19 protein-coding genes are annotated in these 17,228 nt (G+C 61.2%); 9 read left to right on the forward strand and 10 right to left on the reverse strand.

Annotated elements, in window-relative coordinates; translation table 11 throughout:
• The 3 genes from E4P82_RS17045 to E4P82_RS17055 all read right to left on the reverse strand — a co-directional run.
• Positions 1-1,945, reverse strand: a 1,945-nt coding sequence (locus E4P82_RS17045; protein WP_169250006.1) for an NACHT domain-containing protein, incomplete at its 3' end; no start/stop codon positions are given.
• A gap of 292 nt (positions 1,946-2,237) precedes the next feature.
• Entirely contained in the window at positions 2,238-2,552 is a 315-nt protein-coding gene (locus E4P82_RS17050) for a hypothetical protein (protein WP_169250007.1), read from the reverse strand.
• Positions 2,553-2,658: 106 nt separating this feature from the next.
• Positions 2,659-3,012 carry a hypothetical protein gene (locus tag E4P82_RS17055; RefSeq protein ID WP_169250008.1) on the reverse strand — a complete coding sequence of 118 codons (354 nt, stop codon included), beginning with the start codon at positions 3,010-3,012 and terminating at the stop codon, positions 2,659-2,661.
• 200 nt (positions 3,013-3,212) lie between these two features.
• Here E4P82_RS17055 and E4P82_RS17060 point away from each other — a divergent pair, with 200 nt between their 5' ends.
• From E4P82_RS17060 to E4P82_RS17070, 3 genes are all read left to right on the forward strand, one after another.
• Positions 3,213-3,632, forward strand: coding sequence for a hypothetical protein (locus E4P82_RS17060; RefSeq protein ID WP_169250009.1), 420 nt, complete (start codon positions 3,213-3,215; stop codon positions 3,630-3,632).
• 86 nt (positions 3,633-3,718) lie between these two features.
• Positions 3,719-4,192: an OsmC family protein gene (locus tag E4P82_RS17065; RefSeq protein ID WP_211203192.1), complete on the forward strand. Its 474-nt coding sequence runs from the start codon at positions 3,719-3,721 to the stop codon at positions 4,190-4,192.
• Positions 4,193-4,262: 70 nt separating this feature from the next.
• Positions 4,263-5,615, forward strand: coding sequence for a deoxyguanosinetriphosphate triphosphohydrolase (locus tag E4P82_RS17070; protein WP_169250027.1), 1,353 nt, complete (start codon positions 4,263-4,265; stop codon positions 5,613-5,615).
• A gap of 33 nt (positions 5,616-5,648) precedes the next feature.
• Here the strand turns inward: E4P82_RS17070 and E4P82_RS17075 are convergent, their stop codons facing one another.
• Together E4P82_RS17075 and E4P82_RS17080 are read right to left on the reverse strand one after the other, a co-directional pair.
• The gene (locus E4P82_RS17075) at positions 5,649-6,335 is read right to left on the reverse strand and encodes a protein-L-isoaspartate(D-aspartate) O-methyltransferase (protein ID WP_169250011.1); all 687 of its coding nucleotides are present in this window, start codon (positions 6,333-6,335) and stop codon (positions 5,649-5,651) included.
• On the reverse strand, positions 6,307-7,287 hold the full coding sequence (locus tag E4P82_RS17080; RefSeq protein WP_169250012.1) for a succinylglutamate desuccinylase/aspartoacylase family protein: 981 nt from the start codon (positions 7,285-7,287) through the stop codon (positions 6,307-6,309). The genes E4P82_RS17075 and E4P82_RS17080 overlap by 29 nt, the downstream gene beginning before the upstream one ends.
• Positions 7,288-7,497: 210 nt before the next feature.
• Here E4P82_RS17080 and E4P82_RS17085 point away from each other — a divergent pair, with 210 nt between their 5' ends.
• Positions 7,498-7,872 (forward strand): phasin family protein, encoded by a 375-nt coding sequence (locus E4P82_RS17085; RefSeq protein ID WP_169250013.1) that lies wholly within the window; start codon positions 7,498-7,500, stop codon positions 7,870-7,872.
• Between the two features lie 93 nt (positions 7,873-7,965).
• Positions 7,966-8,751, forward strand: a complete 786-nt coding sequence (locus E4P82_RS17090) for a class I SAM-dependent methyltransferase (protein ID WP_420887136.1) — start codon at positions 7,966-7,968, stop codon at positions 8,749-8,751.
• Here E4P82_RS17090 and E4P82_RS17095 read toward each other — a convergent pair.
• The 3 genes from E4P82_RS17095 to E4P82_RS17105 form a co-directional block, all read right to left on the reverse strand.
• The gene (locus tag E4P82_RS17095; protein WP_169250014.1) at positions 8,723-9,520 is read right to left on the reverse strand and encodes a lysophospholipid acyltransferase family protein; all 798 of its coding nucleotides are present in this window, start codon (positions 9,518-9,520) and stop codon (positions 8,723-8,725) included. The genes E4P82_RS17090 and E4P82_RS17095 overlap by 29 nt on opposite strands.
• Complete coding sequence (locus E4P82_RS17100; protein WP_246327666.1) at positions 9,517-10,287, reverse strand: GNAT family N-acetyltransferase; 771 nt, start codon at positions 10,285-10,287, stop codon at positions 9,517-9,519. Before E4P82_RS17100 ends, E4P82_RS17095 begins: the two co-directional genes overlap by 4 nt.
• Positions 10,288-10,444: 157 nt before the next feature.
• Complete coding sequence (locus E4P82_RS17105) at positions 10,445-11,389, reverse strand: transglycosylase SLT domain-containing protein (RefSeq protein ID WP_169250015.1); 945 nt, start codon at positions 11,387-11,389, stop codon at positions 10,445-10,447.
• A 296-nt stretch (positions 11,390-11,685) separates the two neighbouring features.
• On the opposite strand from E4P82_RS17105, the gene fusA reads away from it, so the two are divergent.
• Both fusA and E4P82_RS17115 read left to right on the forward strand, forming a co-directional pair.
• Positions 11,686-13,734 carry an elongation factor G gene (fusA, locus tag E4P82_RS17110; protein WP_169250030.1) on the forward strand — a complete coding sequence of 683 codons (2,049 nt, stop codon included), beginning with the start codon at positions 11,686-11,688 and terminating at the stop codon, positions 13,732-13,734.
• 175 nt (positions 13,735-13,909) lie between these two features.
• Positions 13,910-14,257: a hypothetical protein gene (locus tag E4P82_RS17115; RefSeq protein WP_169250016.1), complete on the forward strand. Its 348-nt coding sequence runs from the start codon at positions 13,910-13,912 to the stop codon at positions 14,255-14,257.
• Here E4P82_RS17115 and E4P82_RS17120 read toward each other — a convergent pair.
• A complete protein-coding gene (locus E4P82_RS17120; protein ID WP_169250017.1) occupies positions 14,247-14,825 on the reverse strand; it encodes an O-acetyl-ADP-ribose deacetylase in 579 nt (192 codons plus the stop codon). The genes E4P82_RS17115 and E4P82_RS17120 overlap by 11 nt on opposite strands.
• 317 nt (positions 14,826-15,142) lie before the next feature.
• On the opposite strand from E4P82_RS17120, the gene E4P82_RS17125 reads away from it, so the two are divergent.
• Positions 15,143-16,192 carry a hypothetical protein gene (locus E4P82_RS17125; RefSeq protein WP_169250018.1) on the forward strand — a complete coding sequence of 350 codons (1,050 nt, stop codon included), beginning with the start codon at positions 15,143-15,145 and terminating at the stop codon, positions 16,190-16,192.
• Between the two features lie 9 nt (positions 16,193-16,201).
• Positions 16,202-17,020, forward strand: coding sequence for a mechanosensitive ion channel family protein (locus E4P82_RS17130; protein ID WP_169250019.1), 819 nt, complete (start codon positions 16,202-16,204; stop codon positions 17,018-17,020).
• A 19-nt stretch (positions 17,021-17,039) separates the two neighbouring features.
• Here the strand turns inward: E4P82_RS17130 and E4P82_RS17135 are convergent, their stop codons facing one another.
• Complete coding sequence (locus E4P82_RS17135) at positions 17,040-17,204, reverse strand: rubredoxin (protein WP_169250020.1); 165 nt, start codon at positions 17,202-17,204, stop codon at positions 17,040-17,042.
• Positions 17,205-17,228 lie beyond the last annotated feature (24 nt).

A 17,228-nucleotide genomic window follows, 5' to 3' on the forward strand; every position in this document is an offset into this window, starting at 1 on the left:
GCCCTCGAACCGGTGCGCTTCGGTCCGCCCCGCCACGTCCCACAGCCGACCGTCCCGTCACGTCCCTCCCCCCCGTCGCCAGCCAGCGCCCGTCCGGCGAGAACCCGCAGGCCCAAACTCTATCCCCGTGACCCGCCAGCCATTGCGGCCCCAGCACCGCCAATGCCGCGCCATCGGTGGCGGGTGCCACGCGATAGGCGGGAGTGGGCGGCAGTTGCGCGCCGGTTCGTTCGCAGAACAGATAACGCGCTCCGGCGTGGTCGATGCCACTGAAATTGGCATTGACCAGGCGCGTATGCCGAAAGATCGCCCCGTCGATATCCGCGCCGTGCGCGGTGGCGTTGTCCAGATTGGCTTCGTCCCATTCGCTGTCCGAGGCGTTGGCGTGATCGAGCTGTGCACCCGGCAGTTGCACGCGCCGCCAGCGGCTTTGCCACAAGTTGGCGTTGCGCAAATCGACAGCCCCCAGCATCAAACCGTTTTCGCCGCCGTCAATCGTCCACTGGCTCAAATCGCAACCGCGCAGATCGAAGCGGGCCGGACGCAGCAGCGACAATCCCAAGCGATGCAGCGCCAACCAGGCGGCAAAAGCGGTTTCGCTGCGGCCCGGCGCGGCCTGCTCCAGCAACGCCGCCAAGGTGCGCCCGGCAGTCGGCAAGCGATCGTCGCGGTCGGCTTGCGCCGCGTGCCAGCGTTCGGCGAAAAATGTGAAGGTTTCTGGCGATGGCAGCGGCAAGCAACAGCTTTCCGCTGCACCTGCCATCAGCGCATCCAGCAGATAACCGGCCAGGAAATACTCTTGCAGCGAAGTGTGGGCGAAACGGAATTTCTTTTTGTCGGGGCGCATGATAAAGGTGGCCGTGCGTAAATCTTCCTTGAGGATTTCCCGATCCTTGCCGCGATAGATGCTTTCCCAATCCGGGCGGGCGGCGATGAAACGATCCAGCCACTCCTCCACGCGGTCGTAGGCCAGTTCGCGCACGCCGCACCGCGTCAACTCCGCCGCCAGATGTTCCATCAAAATCTGCTTGTGCGGCAGACTCAGTTGATGCTTGGCGTCATCGCGGCGCAGCCAGCGTTCGACGAACAGCCCATACAGCACCGCTGCGTTGACGGCGCGCCCGGCGATCTTGCACTGTTCCAGTTCGGCCACCTCACCGCTGATATGGCGCAGTAAGATGGGGCGTTGAGCCAGTTCTTTGAGGTTGTACACAGCGGCAATGAGTTCCAGCGTCTGCGCCGGGTCGCGCTGGGGGAAATTGCGCTTCAGATAATCGACGATCTGGTCATCGTTGAACGGCAGCATCAGATAGGCGCGGTAATCGCTGGCCCGAACCGACTCGCGATCCTGCCCGACGAGCAGCGCCCGCTCATCGGCAATCGTGCGGAAATAATGGCTGCGGCAGGAAATCAGCAGCTTGCTGGCCGCGCCGGGAGAGGACTTTTGACCATCGGTGCGCGGCTGCCAATAGGACGGCAGATAAATGCTCCACAGCGCGCGGGTGAAGTCCTGACCGCGCTTGGGGTTGAGATGCACCAACACCTCGTCCAGACCATCGAAAATGACCAAAGCCGGATGGGCGCGCACCCAGTCGATCAACTCTCGCGCCTTGAGCTTGTGCGCGTAGTCGGCGCTTCTGAGTAACTGTTCGATGATCGGCTCGACGGCGAAATCGCTCAACTGCTGAGCATCCACGCGGCGCAAATCGAAATAGAGTGCCAGCGGCAACTCCCCTGGTTTCAGCGTCTTGCGTTCCGCGTTGATCTGATCGGCAAGCATCTGGCAACTCACCGTTTTGCCGGTGCCGTACTCGCCAAGCAGCGAACAGAAAGGCAGCGCGCTGTGATCCTTCGCCCATTCGATCAATGCCGGGATCAAATCCACGCCGGTTTCACCGGCGCGGACGGTCAAACCGTCTTCATCCTTGCGGTCGAGCGTGCCCAAATACCGAGCGCGTAGTTGAGTGTAATGCTTTGGGTCGATGTCTCTCGGAAGCTCTCCAGCAAACGCATGAAGTACATCTTCTGTGCAGGGCTTCTTGTCGCGTTTGCCTGAAGGTGGATGGCCGTCAGGCGGCGTGTCGTCTGGTCCCGCTAGATCGTCCACCGCTTTGATGATTTCATCGGCGATGCGATGGAGAAACGCTTCTTTTTCAGATTCATGGCCTGCTTCGCACAACTGCCGCCAAGATTTTTGGCGTTCATCTACGCTCTCATGGAAAGCAATGACGCGTTGCTTAAATTTTTTTCGGCACATGCGCAAGATGGTCGTGTTCGAGCGCCACGGGAACACAGATAGCTTTCTTTTCTTTCCTATTGTTACCGTTCGGGGTAATGAATTTTGGAACTTCCTTTTTCTGGCAGTAGTCGCTTTTGAAAAAATCAACGCTCAACATGAACAAGGCGATGGTTCCATCCTTGAAAAGCGCGGCAATCTGTGGGTCGAGCGTATCCGAGAGTTCGGTATCGCGTTCATCGCGGCGCAGAAGATACTTCATCTCCAAATTTCGGGCGTCGAGTACGACTTGCAGACGCGCATGTAATTCGCGCACCAGTTTCTTGTTTACATGGCTGTAGGAAATGGGAATTTCAATCGTGGCAGGCTCGTTGAGCGGTCGAGCTTTGGGCGGAACGTGCTTTCCTCGATCCCGGTCATAGTTAAGGACATCCGCAAGCCCTTCGACTTCTCCACTTTTTTTTGTCGGCGGGCGCTTGCAAGTAACAGGCGCGCGTTTCCAGCTTGCCGCTCTCGTCTACTGCCAACTCAATGCCCGCGCCAAGCGCCGTCAATTCTTCATTCAAACGCTTTTTGGTCTGACGTAATCCCGTCGAAGCGCGCTGGGTCGTATCGCCAAAATGGCTTTGCAGTAATTCAGCAAGCGGGACGCGGCCAGCTTCGTTCCGTCGGGCTTGCTCAACAAAGGATTGCGCCAAGGCGCGCTGTGCTGGTTTCAGTTTGGGGAACAACTCTTCCAGAACTTGCCAAGAAGGCTTGTCGTCGAGCAGTGACATGGCGGCGCTCTCCTCAATCTGCGAGATTGAAAAGCATCATAAGCGAAAGTCTGTAACGTGACAAGACGTGACAAACAAATCAGCCGCCACTATCAAAACCGCTCACAAATTCCTATTGTGATAGATTGAAGTATCTTTCAGAGTCAAAGAAAAAAATGTCACATTTATTTCTAACAATATAAAAATATTGAATATTTATCATGAACCCCGAACTGACCGAACGGCTGTTCACCGAATTTCCCGAACTGTTCCGGGGCCGCCACCTGCCGGTCACCCAAAACCTGATGGGCTTCGGTTTCGAATGCGAGGATGGCTGGTACGATCTGATCCGCCAACTCGCCGCCGATATCACCACCCACGCCGCGCAAGTCGGACTCAACCCACTGGCGGTGCAAGTCAAACAGGAACTCGGCACGCTGCGCTTCAGGCTGGATCAGGCGGACGAGCATCTTTACGCCCTGTGCGCAGCGGCGGAACGTCAATCCTGTACCGTCTGCGAATGCTGCGGCGCACCGGGACAATTGCGCTATCACCGTCGCCGATTGCTCGCCTGCTGCGACGAACACGCCCCACCGGGTAGTCGGATCGCCTCTCAGCAACCCAAATCGCCAGACACATAATCCACGCCCTGTCCAGCAAATTGCGCGTTGCAGCATGAATATCGAGCCGCTATGATCGCCCTCCTTCCACGATTCCGCTGGCCCGGATGGGCGGCATTTTTCTCAGTACAGGTAGAGGCTTCATCATGGCATCGCTGAAAAAACTTCAGGTCACCTCCAAACTCGGTCCCAAGTTCACCATCGAAAGTCGCATTCGCGATCATGTCGTCTATGTCGATCAACCCACGCCCGGCGGCGCCGATAAAGGTCCAACTCCGCTGGAATATCTGTTCGTTGCACTTGCCGGTTGCATCGGCAGCATCGGCCGCATTGTTGCCACGCAGCGCAAACTGAACGTGCGCGGCATGGAAATCACCGTCGAAGGCGAGCTGGACGGCGAAGTGCTGATGGGTAAAAGCACAGCCAATCGCACCGGCTTCCAGGGACTGACCTTGACGGTGGACATCGACGCCGACATGACGCGGGAAGAAAAGGAAGAGTTCCTGCACGAGGTCGATCGGCGCTGCCCGGTTTCCGAAAACCTCCTCAACGCCACCCCGATCACGCTCCACGTTCGTTGAATCGGAAACCCCGGCGCGGCCGGCGGCGGTCGGCTATGCTTTGCCCATCGTCCGCCACCGGCCACCGCGCATGGACTGGAACCGCCTGCTCTCCCGCGCCCGCCTGGGGGTTTCCCGCCAACACCCCGACAGCGAAGCGCGCACCGACTTCCAACGCGACTTCGACCGCCTGGTCTTCTCCTCGGCCTTTCGCCGCCTGCAAGACAAAACCCAGGTCTTCCCGCTTTCCCAAAGCGACTACGTCCGCACCCGCCTGACCCACAGTTTGGAAGTGTCCAGCGTCGGCCGCTCGCTGGGCACCATGGTCGGCGACAGCGTGATTCGTCGTCATCAATTACAAAGGGTCTATCCGCAGGATTTCGGCGCTGTGGTCGCCGCCGCCTGTCTGGCGCACGACATTGGCAATCCACCGTTCGGCCACGCCGGCGAAGACGCCATCCGGCTGTGGTTCACCGCCTCCACCACCGGCCGGACGGTGCTGGAACAGTTGGACGACGCGCAACAGCAGGATTTCCTGCGTTTCGAAGGCAACGCCCAAGGGTTTCGCATCATCACCCGGCTGCAAAGCCCCGACAATCCAGGCGGCATGCAATTGACCTGCGCCACCTTGGGCACCTTCACCAAATACCCGTGCGCCGCGTCGCTGCCGGCCACCCCTCCGCCCGGCATCGCCTTCAAGAAATTCGGCTTCTATCGGGACGACGCGGACCTGTTCGCGGAAATCGCCGGAGAGCTGGGACTGGAACCGGTGCTGCCGGGGGCCTGGAGCCGCCATCCGCTGGCCTATCTGGTCGAGGCGGCCGACGATATCTGCTACCGGATCATCGATGTGGAGGATGCCTTTCGGCTGCAACTACTGGGCTTCGACGAGGTGCGTGACCTGCTGCTGCCGCTGACCGGCGAGCCGGACCGCGCCCAGCGCAAGATGCGCCACATCACCCGGTCCAAGGAAAAAATCGAATACCTACGCGCCAAGGCCATCGGCACCATCATCGATCAGGTCCATCAGTGCTTCATGGACAACGAGGCGGCGATCCTGGCCGGCGGTTTCGCCGCCGAACTGCTGGACGCGATCCCCGCCGCCGAGGCGATGCGCGCGTTGAAGGAATGCGGGGAGACCCAGGTGTATGTCTCCAAACCGGTGATCGAAGTGGAAGCGGCCGGCTTCGAGGTATTGGGCGGCTTGCTGGAAGCCTTCGTCACCACCGTCAACGACCTCGCCGCCCATGGTCCGGCCGCTTCGCCCAAGAGCCGGATGCTGATCCATTTGATCCCGGAATCCTTCGCCGGACCGGGACGCAACCCCGACCCCGACCTCTACCGCCGCGTGCTGGCCATCACTGACTTCGTCTCCGGCATGACCGATTCCTACGCGGTGGCGCTGTTCAAAAAGCTCACCGGGATTTCGCTGCCGACCGGCTGAGCCCTGTCGGCGATCGCCGCCTCGATAGCGACCTCAGTCTTCGTAGTCCCGCACCAGCGGCACGAAGACCACCGGCAACACGCTGCGACTGTGCGATACCCCCGATTCGTCCTTGCAAATCACACGCAGATCCTGACTCCGGTGCTGCGGCCCCACGGGAATCGCCAGCCGGCCACCCGGCTTGAGCTGCCGCACCAGCGCCGGCGGCACTTCGGCCGCCGCCGCCGTGACTATAATGGCGTCAAAGGGGGCCTTCTCTTCCCAACCCCAATAACCGTCGGCGATGCGAATTTCCACGTTGGCGATACCGAGTTCGCGCAAGCGCCGTTCGGCGGCTTCGGCCAGCGCGGGAACCCGCTCCACCGAGTATACCCGCCGCGCCAAACTGGCCAGCATCGCTGTCTGATAGCCCGAACCGGTGCCGACTTCCAACACCACGGACCGGGCATCGAGCGCCAGCAACTCGGTCATCAAAGCGACGATGAAGGGTTGGGAAATCGTCTGACCGCAACCGATCGGCAGCGGGCTGTCGGCGTAGGCCCATGCGAGTTGGGCTGGTGGCACGAATCGGTGTCGGGGCACCGCCGCCAGCGCGCGCAACACCGGTTCGCTCAGTTTGGCACAACCGGTCAGATCGGCCGTTCCCCGGGTTTCCGCGATCACCTGCTCCAGCAAGCGCCGGTGCTCGCTTTCATAATCCTCGACGGGCCTGTCGTTCATGTCGCTCTCCCAGCCGACGTCGCGCCAAGCCCCGCTGGGTCATGCTGTCCGACGTCAACACCTGGGCCACCAAACCACCCGCGCACAGCAACGGCTGCCGACGCACACTCGCCAGCAGGCCGGCCACCGGCGTCACCACCCGCGCCTGTATATTACCGCTGACGCCATCGTAGATATGGCCCAGCGCCTCCCCCGCGCGGACCCAGCGGCCGACACTCAGATTGGAGGCGAATATCCCGGATTGCTCGGCCAGCACGACGCAGATCTGTTCCAGGCCAAAATAATGCAGGTCCTCATCTTCGTTGGAAGGCCGCAGACCACCGACGATCCCGGTACGGTCGAGAAACGCCACCAACGCCCGAAACAAGGTCTCGCAATGCCCCGTCTGCAAGCCGCCGGCCTGGCCGGCGTGAATCACGAAATTCTCGCCACGGCAGGGTCGCCAAGCGCGCATCAGATCGGAAGGAGCGGTGTCCTCGACCGGCCGCTCGATGACCGCCGGCAACCCGAACAGACAGGCGCTGGCGCGCTCGTCGTCGTTGGGCGCGTAAAGACACACCTGCGGCATATCCTCGACTTCGGGGCTGGCCGGGCGGATGCTCACCCGATAATAGGCGGCTTGGGTCAGCTCCACCATCGCCTCGGCCGCGGCTCGCGACACCTGTGGGTAGTGCCGTTGCCCGCGACCGCCACCGGCTCCCACCGGACTTTCGACCGCAGGGACGATCACCACCCGCTCGCGCAAGCGCAGACCGCGCCGCTCGCCCGTCTCGATGCCGCGCAGAAACGTCGCCAATCGCGACAGCACGAACATGCCGTTCAATTCGGCTTCCCGAGGATCGGCCACCAAGGCCAGCTTCGGCGCTCGCTCGCGTGGGCCGATGTCGTGGTGAGGCAGCAAGCCTTTCCGCCACAGCCGTGCGGACAAACTGGAAACCGCATTATCGCTCAAGGTCTTACCTCGCTTACGCACTGTCGCTCCAATCGAAAAACAGCTTTGCGGCTTTATATTATTAAGCATAGTTCACCTTGCCGATTTCGCGTGACGAATTCCGCCAATCCATCGCCCCGAGTGTCGGTGACTTTCCACCGAAAAAAGCGCATTCCCACATGTTGCAACGCAACACAAATCCCGCTATATTGCACCGCAACAAACTTACTCATGTCTGACGAGGAATACGCCATGGTCATCGATCTATTCAGCAAGGCACTGGAAACTCCGCAATCCCTGCCGGAACCCCTGGTCAAAGTAAACAAACTGATGGTTGAGAACATCGAAAAGATGATGCTGTTCCAGATGAACTCGCTTAAAGCTTACCTGGACATCGGCATCAACCAGATGAGAGCCGCCGCCGAGATCAACGACGTCAAAAGCTTGCAGAGTTTCTACAAGCGCCAGACCGACATTGCGCAGACGGTCCAGCAGAAGATGCTGCACGATGCCAAGGCGATGTCCGACTTGGCCACGCGCTTCAAGACCGAAATGGACGGTTTGACCAAGACGACACTGGAAGATGTGCTGCACAAGGCGGCCTGAATCCCGGACTGGTTCCGATCGGCCACCGCCGCGTTCAGCGCGGTGGTGGCGTTTCCCGCTTTGACGGCCGTGGATTTCAGCGCCGGCCCCGAGCTGGCGGTTGCTGCGGAACATCCCGCGAATCTGAGCGTGGCGGCCGAATTGGCGGCCGAGTTGCATTTGCCTCTGGTCACCATCCCGCTCACCGACACTTTCACGCATCTATTGGTGGTCACCCCGACGCGGCTGGAACTGCGGACGCTGGATTCCAACGCCCCAGGGCCGGTCTATGTCGATTTCACCTCGGGAGCGGTGGCCCACCGGCGGCGGTTTGGCGGTGGGCGCAATCAACCACTGGCCCGAGCGATTGGATTGAAGGGCGGCGCGGCCCCGACCGTGGCGGACGTCACCGCCGGGTTGGGCCGCGACGCTTTCGTGCTCGCCTGCCTGGGCTGCACCGTCTGGCTGATCGAGCGTTCACCGATCGTCGCCGCTCTACTGCGGGACGGCTTGCGGCGTGCCGCCCACGACGCGGAAATTGGGCAAATGGTGCGCGAACGACTGCATTTTCATAGCGGTGACGGGCGAGAATGTCTGCCTCGACTAACGGCAAACCAACAACGGCCGGACGTGGTTTACCTGGATCCGATGTACCCGCACCGGCAAAAATCGGCGTGGGTCGGGAAGGAAATGCGCTTGTTGCGACAATTGGCCGGCGACGATGCGGATGCGCCGGCCCTGCTGGCCGTGGCGCTGGCCTGCGCCGGTCATCGAGTGGTGGTAAAACGGCCACGGCTGGCGCCGTCCCTGAGCGGTCCGCCACCCACGGCGCGGATCGTCGCGCCCAATACTCGCTTCGACCTCTACCGGATCAAGCTTGACCCACCAGCGCCGTGCTAGCCGGCGGTCGCGCGGTCCCGGCGCCGGACAATACGCCATCGATCTGTGCCCGGGCGTGCTCGGCCAACTCGTTGCGGGTCCGCCCCAACGCCGACAGCGGCTCGCAGAACCGCAATGTGACCTCGATGCGGCGCTCACCCAGCAACCGCCAGAGATGCGGCAAGAGGGACGCATCGCCGACGAAAGGCACGGCCGGATGCACGCCGTCACGATGGGGATAGCGCAGTGCGATCGCCTGTACCGGGCAGCGCGCCAGAATGGCGGCCTGAAACAGGCGCGGAAAAAAGCGCCGCACGGTTTCGCCTCCGGTCGAGGTGCCCTCGGGAAAAACCAGCACCCGCCCACCGTTGCGAAGCCGCCAAGTCAACTGTTCGGCGGCCTCGCCGGCGCCGTTGTCGCCGCCGCGGCGAATGAAGGCGGTGCCGGCCCGGCGACTCAGCCAACCGAACAACGGCCAGTCCGCCACCTCGCGCTTGGCCAGAAAATGCGTCGGACACACGCCGGCGATGCAGAAGATGTCCAACCAGGAAATATGATTGGCGACGAACAGCACCGCGCCACCGGCCGGGGTTCCAGTCACGGTCGCCCGCACTCCCATGATCCAGCACAGCACCCGACTCCACATTATCAGGGGTCGGTCGGACACCATGCCGTTGCGCCCCGGCCACAACAGCGCGGCCACCACGATCCCGGCCAGCACATGCAGCGCCACCAACGGCACCCGTCGCAATCGGCGCCCCGTCCGGGACCATGCGCCGTCGCCGTTCACGCCGCCCGCTCCAGAAAATGGCGGGCATAGCGCCGCGCCAGTTGCTGGGTGGACAATAGAATGAATACATCGGCCACCTGGAAATCCTCGTCCAGAAACGGCTCGCCGCAAATCCGCGCGCCGATGCGCAGATAGGCTTTCAACAGCGGCGGCAGCGGATAGTCACCGCGATCCAGCATGTCGCTCCGAGGCAAGGGCAGCAACGGCCGCACCCGCAACTCCTCGGGCGTCAGATAGCGCGGCGCCAGTTCGGAGAAAATCGCCTGGGCCATCGTCCCGTTTTCACCCAGCGGAATGCTGGCGCAACCAATCAGATAATCGATCCGGTTTTCCACCACGAAATTCGCGATCCCCGACCAGAGCGCGGTGATGGTGGCGCCGTTGCGGTAATCGCGGTGGACGCAGGTTCGGCCGATCTCGGCGAAGCGGCCCGGCAAGGCCAACACCGCTCCGATTTCGAACTCGCCCTGCGAGTAGAAGCCTCCCGCCTGACGGGCGTCGTCCTCGATCAGAATGCGGGTGCAGCCGATCAACCGCGTGGTCAGCGGATCCCGCACCAGCAAATGGCGGCAGCACGCGTCCAGATGATCGTGGTCCAGGCCGGGAATGCGGTTGTGCAACCGCGCGCCCATTTCCCCGGCGAAGATCTCATGGCGCAAGCGCTGCGCCGCGCGTACTTCCTCCGCCGATCCGGCAAAATCGACTTGCAACGCCCCCTTCGACGGTGGCGGGCTGACGGATGCGTAAAGCTGCGGTTGAGCGTTCAAGACGACCTCCGAAAACAAGACGGCATAAAGCAGGTTCTAGCGACAATAGGTCAGTCGAATTGCAACCGCTTTAAAGCTGCTTGACAGTCAAGTGACAATCAGGCACTCGACTGCTCCAGCCGGAGGTTCGAAACATTCGGATAAGGTTGGCGGTTCTCTACCGCCGTGGGCGGGTCGCCACCAGCAGCGCCGCCGGGACCGAGGCGGAATCGGCCGGTGGCCGCTTCAGCGGGGCGGGCGGGGTCACTGGCGCCACCGGAGGATGCTTCAGTTGGCCGTAAGCGCGGGTGATCCGGTCGACGTAGGCTCGCGTTTCCGCATAAGGCGGCACGTCGCCGTAACGAACCACCGTGCCTTCGCCGGCGTTGTAGCCCGCCAGGGTCAGCCGCACGTCACCCTGGAAATAGGCCAGCAACCAGCGTAGGTAGGCCATGCCGCCACGCAGATTCTGCACCGGGTCGTAGGGATCCCGCACGCCGAAGCGTTCGGCGGTCCCAGGAATCAGTTGCATCAATCCCTGGGCGTTTTTCGGCGACAGAGCCTGGCTGTCGAAATTCGATTCCGCCTCGATCACCGCCAGCACCAGCGCGGGCTGCAAGCCATAATCCGGCGCCATCCGCCGCACCAGCGCCTCGATCTTGGCCTGCTCCGGCGCGGGCGGTCCCGATCGGACCCAACGGGCCGGCGCCGGTTGGCGAGTCGGGTCCACCGGCTCCTGGCAACTCGCGCGCACGGTCTTGGTCGGATCGTTCGTCAAATCCAGCATCCGCTGGGCCGGCACGTCGCCTCGCGCCGCCGCCAATCGGAACCAGGCGGCGGCCTGAGCATCGTCCCGCGTCACCCCGCGACCGTTGGCATACATCCAGCCCAATTGATACTGAGCCGCGACATGTCCGCGACGGGCGGCCGCGCAGTACAACCGCATCGCCCGCGCGAAGTCCTGGATTACACCCTCTCCGTGCTCATAGCGCGCCGCCCATTCCGTTTGCACGGCCGGGGTTTCCCTGACGAGTTTGATCCAATCCGGGTTCCCCTCGGCCCCGCATGCGCTGGCGGCGCAGAGTCCCAGCACCCAGAAACCTGGATATCGCCGTAACTTCATCAAGTCATCTTCCTGTATGGGGGCATGATTTTCCGCCGTTTGACCATTAGTTAAGCAGTTTTGCTCCTGCTCGCCAGAAAACCAGCTTGTTCGCCGCTTCGCATCGGGCGTGTCGGGAAGTGGGTTTGCAACGCCGACGCTCCGCCGATCATGACAAAATAATGACGGGGTCGGCTGAGAAACCCCACCTGTTCCTGTAGACTTTTTTATTTTTATCACGATCGCTCTATCCATTGAGGATCGCTTCGTCACAACAAGAGCTTGCTTGTCCGCACCAAATCCAAAAGGAGGCCATGATGGTCAGTTATACCACCGAATCCATCCGCAACATCGCCCTGGTCGGGCATGCCACAGCCGGAAAAACCACGCTGGTGGAAGCTATCTTGCACCATGCTGGCAAGCTTTCCGCTCCGGGCACGGTGGAAAAAGGCAACACGGTCTGCGATTTCGACCCACAGGAAAAAACTCACCAGCACTCCCTGGACACCGCGTTGGTGAATCTTGATTACCAGGATACGCATATCAATCTGATCGACACGCCCGGCTTCCCGGATTTTATCGGTCAGGCCATCGCCGTGTTGCCGGCGGTGGAAACGGTGGCGGTGGTCATCAACGCTCAAACCGGCATTGAGGCGGTCACTCAGCGGATGATGGAACGCGCCGCCGTGCGGCGGCTGTGCCGAATGATCGTCGTCAACAAGATCGACGCCGAAAACGTCGACTTACCGGGCTTGCTCGATCAGATTCAGGAAACTTTCGGCAAGGAATGCCTACCGATCAACTTGCCGGCCAAGCAAGGCGCCACGGTGGTGGACTGTTTCTTCAACCCGAGCGGAGACAGCGATTTTTCCAGCGTGGCCGCCGCCCACTCCGCCCTGATCGATCAGGTGGTCGAAGTGGACGAGGACCTGATGACGCTGTACCTGGAGCAGGGCGAGGATCTGCAACCGGAACAGTTGCACGAACCTTTCGAGAAGGCGCTGCGCGAAGGCCACCTGATTCCGATCTGCTTCGTTTCGGCCCGCACCGGCGCCGGCCTGGAGGATCTGCTGGACACGTTCACGCGGCTGCTGCCCAATCCGACCGAAGGCAATCCCGAACCGCTCCTCAAGGGTGATGGCGAATCGGTCGAGGAACTCCACGCCATCCCCGACCCTCAGCAACACGTCGTGGCCCATGTCTTCAAGGTATTGATCGACCCCTTCATCGGCAAGCTCGGCATTTTCCGCATCCACCAGGGCACGATCACCAAGGACAGCCAGCTCTTCATCGGCGACGGCCGCAAGCCGTTCAAGGTCAGCCACCTGTTCCAGCTCCACGGCAAAGAACATCCCGAAATCGCCACCGGCATTCCTGGCGATATTTGCGCGGTGGCCAAGATCGACGATATCCATCGCGACGTGGTGCTGCACGACTCCCACGACGAGGATAAGATTCACCTGCAACCGCTGCGCTTTCCCACGCCGCTGTTTGGGCTGGCCATCCGCGCCGCCACTCGCGGCGACGAACAGAAGCTGTCCGACACCCTGCATAAGCTGCTGGAGGAAGATCCCTGTCTGGCGCTGGAACACAACACGCATACCAAGGAGACCGTACTGCGCGGGCTGAGCGACTTGCATCTGCGCATTACCCTGGAAAAGATGCAGCAGCGCTACAACCTGCACGTCGAAACCAAACCTCCCAAGATCGCCTACAAGGAAACCATCGGCCAAAACGCCGAAGGCCATCACCGCCACAAGAAGCAGACCGGCGGCGCCGGCCAGTTCGGCGAGGTGTTCATGCGCATCGAACCGCTGCCACGCGACGCCGGTTTCGAATTCGTCAGCGCGGTGGTGGGCGGCACCATTCCAACCTCGCTCCTGCCAGCGGTGGAAAAAGGCGTGCGCGAGGCCTTGCAGGAAGGCGCGGTCGCCGGTTACCCGATGCAGGACGTGCGCGCCATCGCTTACGACGGCAAGTATCACCCGGTCGATTCCAAGGAAATCGCTTTCGTCACCGCCGGTCGCGAAGCCTTTCTCGACGCGGTCAGCAAGGCCAAGCCGATCGTGCTGGAGCCCATCGTCAACCTGGAAGTGCGGGCGCCGGCCGACTGCGTTGGCGCCATCACCGGCGATCTGTCCAGCCGGCGTGGGCGCATCGCCGGCACCGACGCCGGGCCACGCGGCATGAGCGTCATTAATGCGCAGGTGCCGTTGGCGGAACTGGACGGTTACGAATCGCAGTTGAAATCCATGACGGGTGGCCATGGTTCGTACAACATCGAACTGAGCCATTACGATCCCGTGCCGACCGATATCCAGCAGAAACTGCAAGCCCTCTATCAGAAGGAGAAACAAGAAAGCTAAATCCGCGCGGCGCCAGTCGGAAGTGGACCTCCCGCTTGCGCCGCAAAAAACCTTCTGTTATCCTCGGTTATAAAATTTGTATAATAAAATCCTACTCATATCATAAATTTTGTACGGAATTTAACTCATTCCTTATACAAAACTTTTCATAAACCGGCGTTGCCGGAGGTGAAGCATGCGCCATCTATTCCGCAGTATCCGGAGCCGCAATATTTACCTGGTACCTGTCTCCCTGCTCGCGATCGCCGGCGCCCTGTTGTTGGCCCTGTTGTATTACCCCACATCCGCCGTCATTCCCACCGTCCAGACCGACCATCCGGCAAGGGCGATGGAAGAACGTTGGCGTGCCCACGCCGACGCCATGTTCGCGGCCCTGCTGCTCGACGCTCTGCGTCAGGTCCAGATCGAACGGCAAACCCAGGGGCAAACCCTGATGTATCGCTTCGAGTTGGACTCGTCCTCCCAGGAGCAGTCGGTCACTCGCCTGACGCCGGCCAATGGTGGCACGCTGATCAAACTGTGAACCACACGACGGGCGGTATCTCCGCCCGCCCCACCGTTCCGCCGCTCAACCCCCCTTGCAACGCTTGTTGGTAAGCTTGCCGTACCTCTTCGCCGAAACAAACCAGATAAACCGCTTCGATCCGATCGTCAGCCGTCAGAAAATGCTCGACTTCGCGCACCGTGACCCGCGCCGCCTCATCCAGCGGATAACCGTACACCCCACAACTGATCGCGGGAAAAGCAATGGTGCGGACACCGTGCTCCACCGCCAATTTCAAACTATTGCGGTAGCAACTCGCCAGTAAGTCCGGCTCGCCCTGGTCCCCACCCTGCCAGACCGGCCCCACCGTGTGGATCACATAACGAGCCGGCAGGCGATACCCGCGCGTCAGCTTGGCCTGGCCCGTTTCGCACCCCCCCAGAGTCCGGCACTCCGCCAGTAGTTCCAGTCCAGCAGCGCGATGGATGGCTCCATCCACTCCACCGCCGCCCAACAGGGAACGGTTGGCGGCATTGACGATGGCATCGACCGGTAATTGAGTAATATCGTTCGAGACAAGCTGGATTCGGCCTGGATTCGCACTCATGTCGGACTCTCCAAACGAAATTTATACAAGACACCCTGGCATCCGAATCTTATAGTCCGATTTAGCTGCCCTCGCCGCCCTCGTACTCACCGAAGACGCAGTAGCGACTCAAACCCCATATGGCTGCCCCTTCCCGAACCGATGATAAGGAAGCGCCCCCTCTCTGGCGGTACGTCCCCATCGCGGACTACCGAGTCCCCGCCGCGACCGTCGAACATACGGTCAAAAGAGAATTTAGTTCCATCTGGCGACAATTCCGGCCCAAATCCAATCCGCTTCCGACTCCTCCTCTCAAAACCGAAGAGGAATTGCGGGCCATGCCCGAGGCGCAAATCGAACGGATCGTACCCACGCCCGATTGGCAACCGGCGGTGGCGGCGCTGGACGACACACTCACCGAATGGTTGGTTATCGAACACCTCTCCAACCCCTCCCACGCTTGTGTGTTCGTCATCGCCCCTCCACATGGGGGCCATGGCGATATGTTGACCGCTTGGGCCAGGCACCACGACTGGCGAATCGTGAATCCGCCCAAGCTGGAACAAATCCTGACTCAGGACCTTACCTGGCTGGAAGAACAGGTTCGACACCCATCTCCTTGGGTGCTGCCTAACCTGGAACGCTGTTATTTGCGTCATGCCAGTGGACTTGAGCTCGTGCGCCATTTGCTCGACCGAAGCCACACCGGTTCGCTGGGACGCGGCATCATCGGCTGCGACAGTTGGGCATGGGCCTTTCTTCGAAAGGCCTGGAACGGCCCGGAACCACCGGCATTGGCTGCACAAGGCTTCGACCAGCAATGCCTGGCACGCTGGTTTCAAGACTCCATCGCTGGCTCGGAAATGGATCGGCTAGTCTTTCGTCAGGCGGATAGCGGCGCCTACGTGCTCCCGCCGCCAGCGGACATGATCGAAGATAAATCGATCAAAACCAGTGAGTTCCTGCCGATTCTAGCCGCCCATGTCCGGGGGATTCCCGGCATCGCTCATGCGATCTGGCGGGCCAGCCTACGGACCACGCCGGACGAAACGCTCTCCGACACGGCGGCGAACGAGGATAGCGCCAACCAGTGCAGCACCGTCTGGGTGACACCGTGGCATCAGATCAGACAACCCACGCCCACCTCCGCACTGCTGCGCGAACAAGCCACCTTGTTGCACACCCTGCTATTGCACGCTGGCCTGACCCGCGCGACGCTGGCCCCGCTGTTACCGTTGGCTCTTTCCTCAGCCGAGGCGGCACTCGCCCGTTTGGAAGATGCCGATCTGGTCATCCGGCATGAAAACGAGTGGCGGATATCGCCCATGGGCTATCCCATCGTCCGGCGCTTCCTACGCGATGACGGTTACCTAATCGACGGATTCTAGGAGCGAGGCATGAACGACGACAGCATCCACAGGCTAGCAATGAATCTAAGCCATCTCGGCCAGACCGCTCTTGTGCAAATGCTACTAATCGCGGTGACGGTCTGGCTGCTGATCAGCTTGATCCAGCGCTTGGTTCCGGCGCTGGCCAGCCGCCTTTCCGGCCGCCACCGCCTGCACGCGCTGGCCTTGGTACCCGTCCTGCGGCTGTTGGCGATCGCTGCCGCTTTCCTGCTGATCTTGCAGCGCATCGTCGAACCCACCTTCGAGAATCTGGTGGGGGTACTGGGCGCGCTGGGCTTGGCGCTGGGCTTCGCCGCCAAGGATTACGCCAGCAGCCTGATCGCGGGTATCGTGGCCCTGTACGAGCTCCCCTATCGGCCCGGTGACTGGATCGAAGTGGACGGAATCTATGGCGAGGTACGCACCATCGGCATGCGCACGGTGGAAATCGTCACCCCGGAAGACACCGTTGCGCATATCCCGCATCTCAAACTGTGGAACCAAGCCATCCTCAATGCCAACGACGGAAGTCAATACCTGCAATGCGAGGCCGATTTCTACCTTCATCCTCATCACGACGCTGCTCAGGTCCACCGGATATTGCACGATGTCGCGCTAACCAGCCCACTGCTGCAAATCGACCGGTCGATCAATGTGATCGTACGGGAAAAGCCGTTCGGCACCCATTACCGAATCAAGGCCTATCCACTCGACCCGCGTCAGCAGTTCGCCTTCGTCACCGATTTGACCGTGCGAGGCAAGGCGGCATTGCGCGACGCGGGGATGGCGTTGGCGTCCGTCCCCGCCATCGCTGAACAGTCGCCCTAAATTCCGCTGCCCCGAACCTCTAAATCTCCACCATCTCGAAATCGTCCTTGACGGCACCGCACTCGGGGCAAGTCCAGGTTAACGGCACGTCTTCCCAGCGGGTGCCCGGCGGGATGCCATCATCGGGCCAACCCTTCTCTTCATCATAGATCCATCCACAAATCAGACACATGTACTTCTTCATCGGGTTTTATTTTCCTTGATGCCG

Source organism: Candidatus Competibacter phosphatis, from assembly GCF_012939995.1.
Lineage (GTDB): Bacteria > Pseudomonadota > Gammaproteobacteria > Competibacterales > Competibacteraceae > Competibacter > Competibacter phosphatis.

Bases quoted from the DNA above. Each gene is read 5' to 3' on its own strand.
- E4P82_RS17055 (WP_169250008.1), bottom strand. From the start codon at position 3,012: ATGTCACTGCTCGACGACAAGCCTTCTTGGCAAGTTCTGGAAGAGTTG.
- E4P82_RS17060 (WP_169250009.1), top strand. From the start codon at position 3,213: ATGAACCCCGAACTGACCGAACGGCTGTTCACCGAATTTCCCGAACTG.
- E4P82_RS17065 (WP_211203192.1), top strand. From the start codon at position 3,719: ATGGGCGGCATTTTTCTCAGTACAGGTAGAGGCTTCATCATGGCATCG.
- E4P82_RS17070 (WP_169250027.1), top strand. From the start codon at position 4,263: ATGGACTGGAACCGCCTGCTCTCCCGCGCCCGCCTGGGGGTTTCCCGC.
- E4P82_RS17075 (WP_169250011.1), bottom strand. From the start codon at position 6,335: ATGAACGACAGGCCCGTCGAGGATTATGAAAGCGAGCACCGGCGCTTG.
- E4P82_RS17085 (WP_169250013.1), top strand. From the start codon at position 7,498: ATGTCTGACGAGGAATACGCCATGGTCATCGATCTATTCAGCAAGGCA.
- E4P82_RS17105 (WP_169250015.1), bottom strand. From the start codon at position 11,389: ATGAAGTTACGGCGATATCCAGGTTTCTGGGTGCTGGGACTCTGCGCC.
- fusA (WP_169250030.1), top strand. From the start codon at position 11,686: ATGGTCAGTTATACCACCGAATCCATCCGCAACATCGCCCTGGTCGGG.
- E4P82_RS17115 (WP_169250016.1), top strand. From the start codon at position 13,910: ATGCGCCATCTATTCCGCAGTATCCGGAGCCGCAATATTTACCTGGTA.
- E4P82_RS17120 (WP_169250017.1), bottom strand. From the start codon at position 14,825: ATGAGTGCGAATCCAGGCCGAATCCAGCTTGTCTCGAACGATATTACT.
- E4P82_RS17125 (WP_169250018.1), top strand. From the start codon at position 15,143: ATGCCCGAGGCGCAAATCGAACGGATCGTACCCACGCCCGATTGGCAA.
- E4P82_RS17130 (WP_169250019.1), top strand. From the start codon at position 16,202: ATGAACGACGACAGCATCCACAGGCTAGCAATGAATCTAAGCCATCTC.
- E4P82_RS17135 (WP_169250020.1), bottom strand. From the start codon at position 17,204: ATGAAGAAGTACATGTGTCTGATTTGTGGATGGATCTATGATGAAGAG.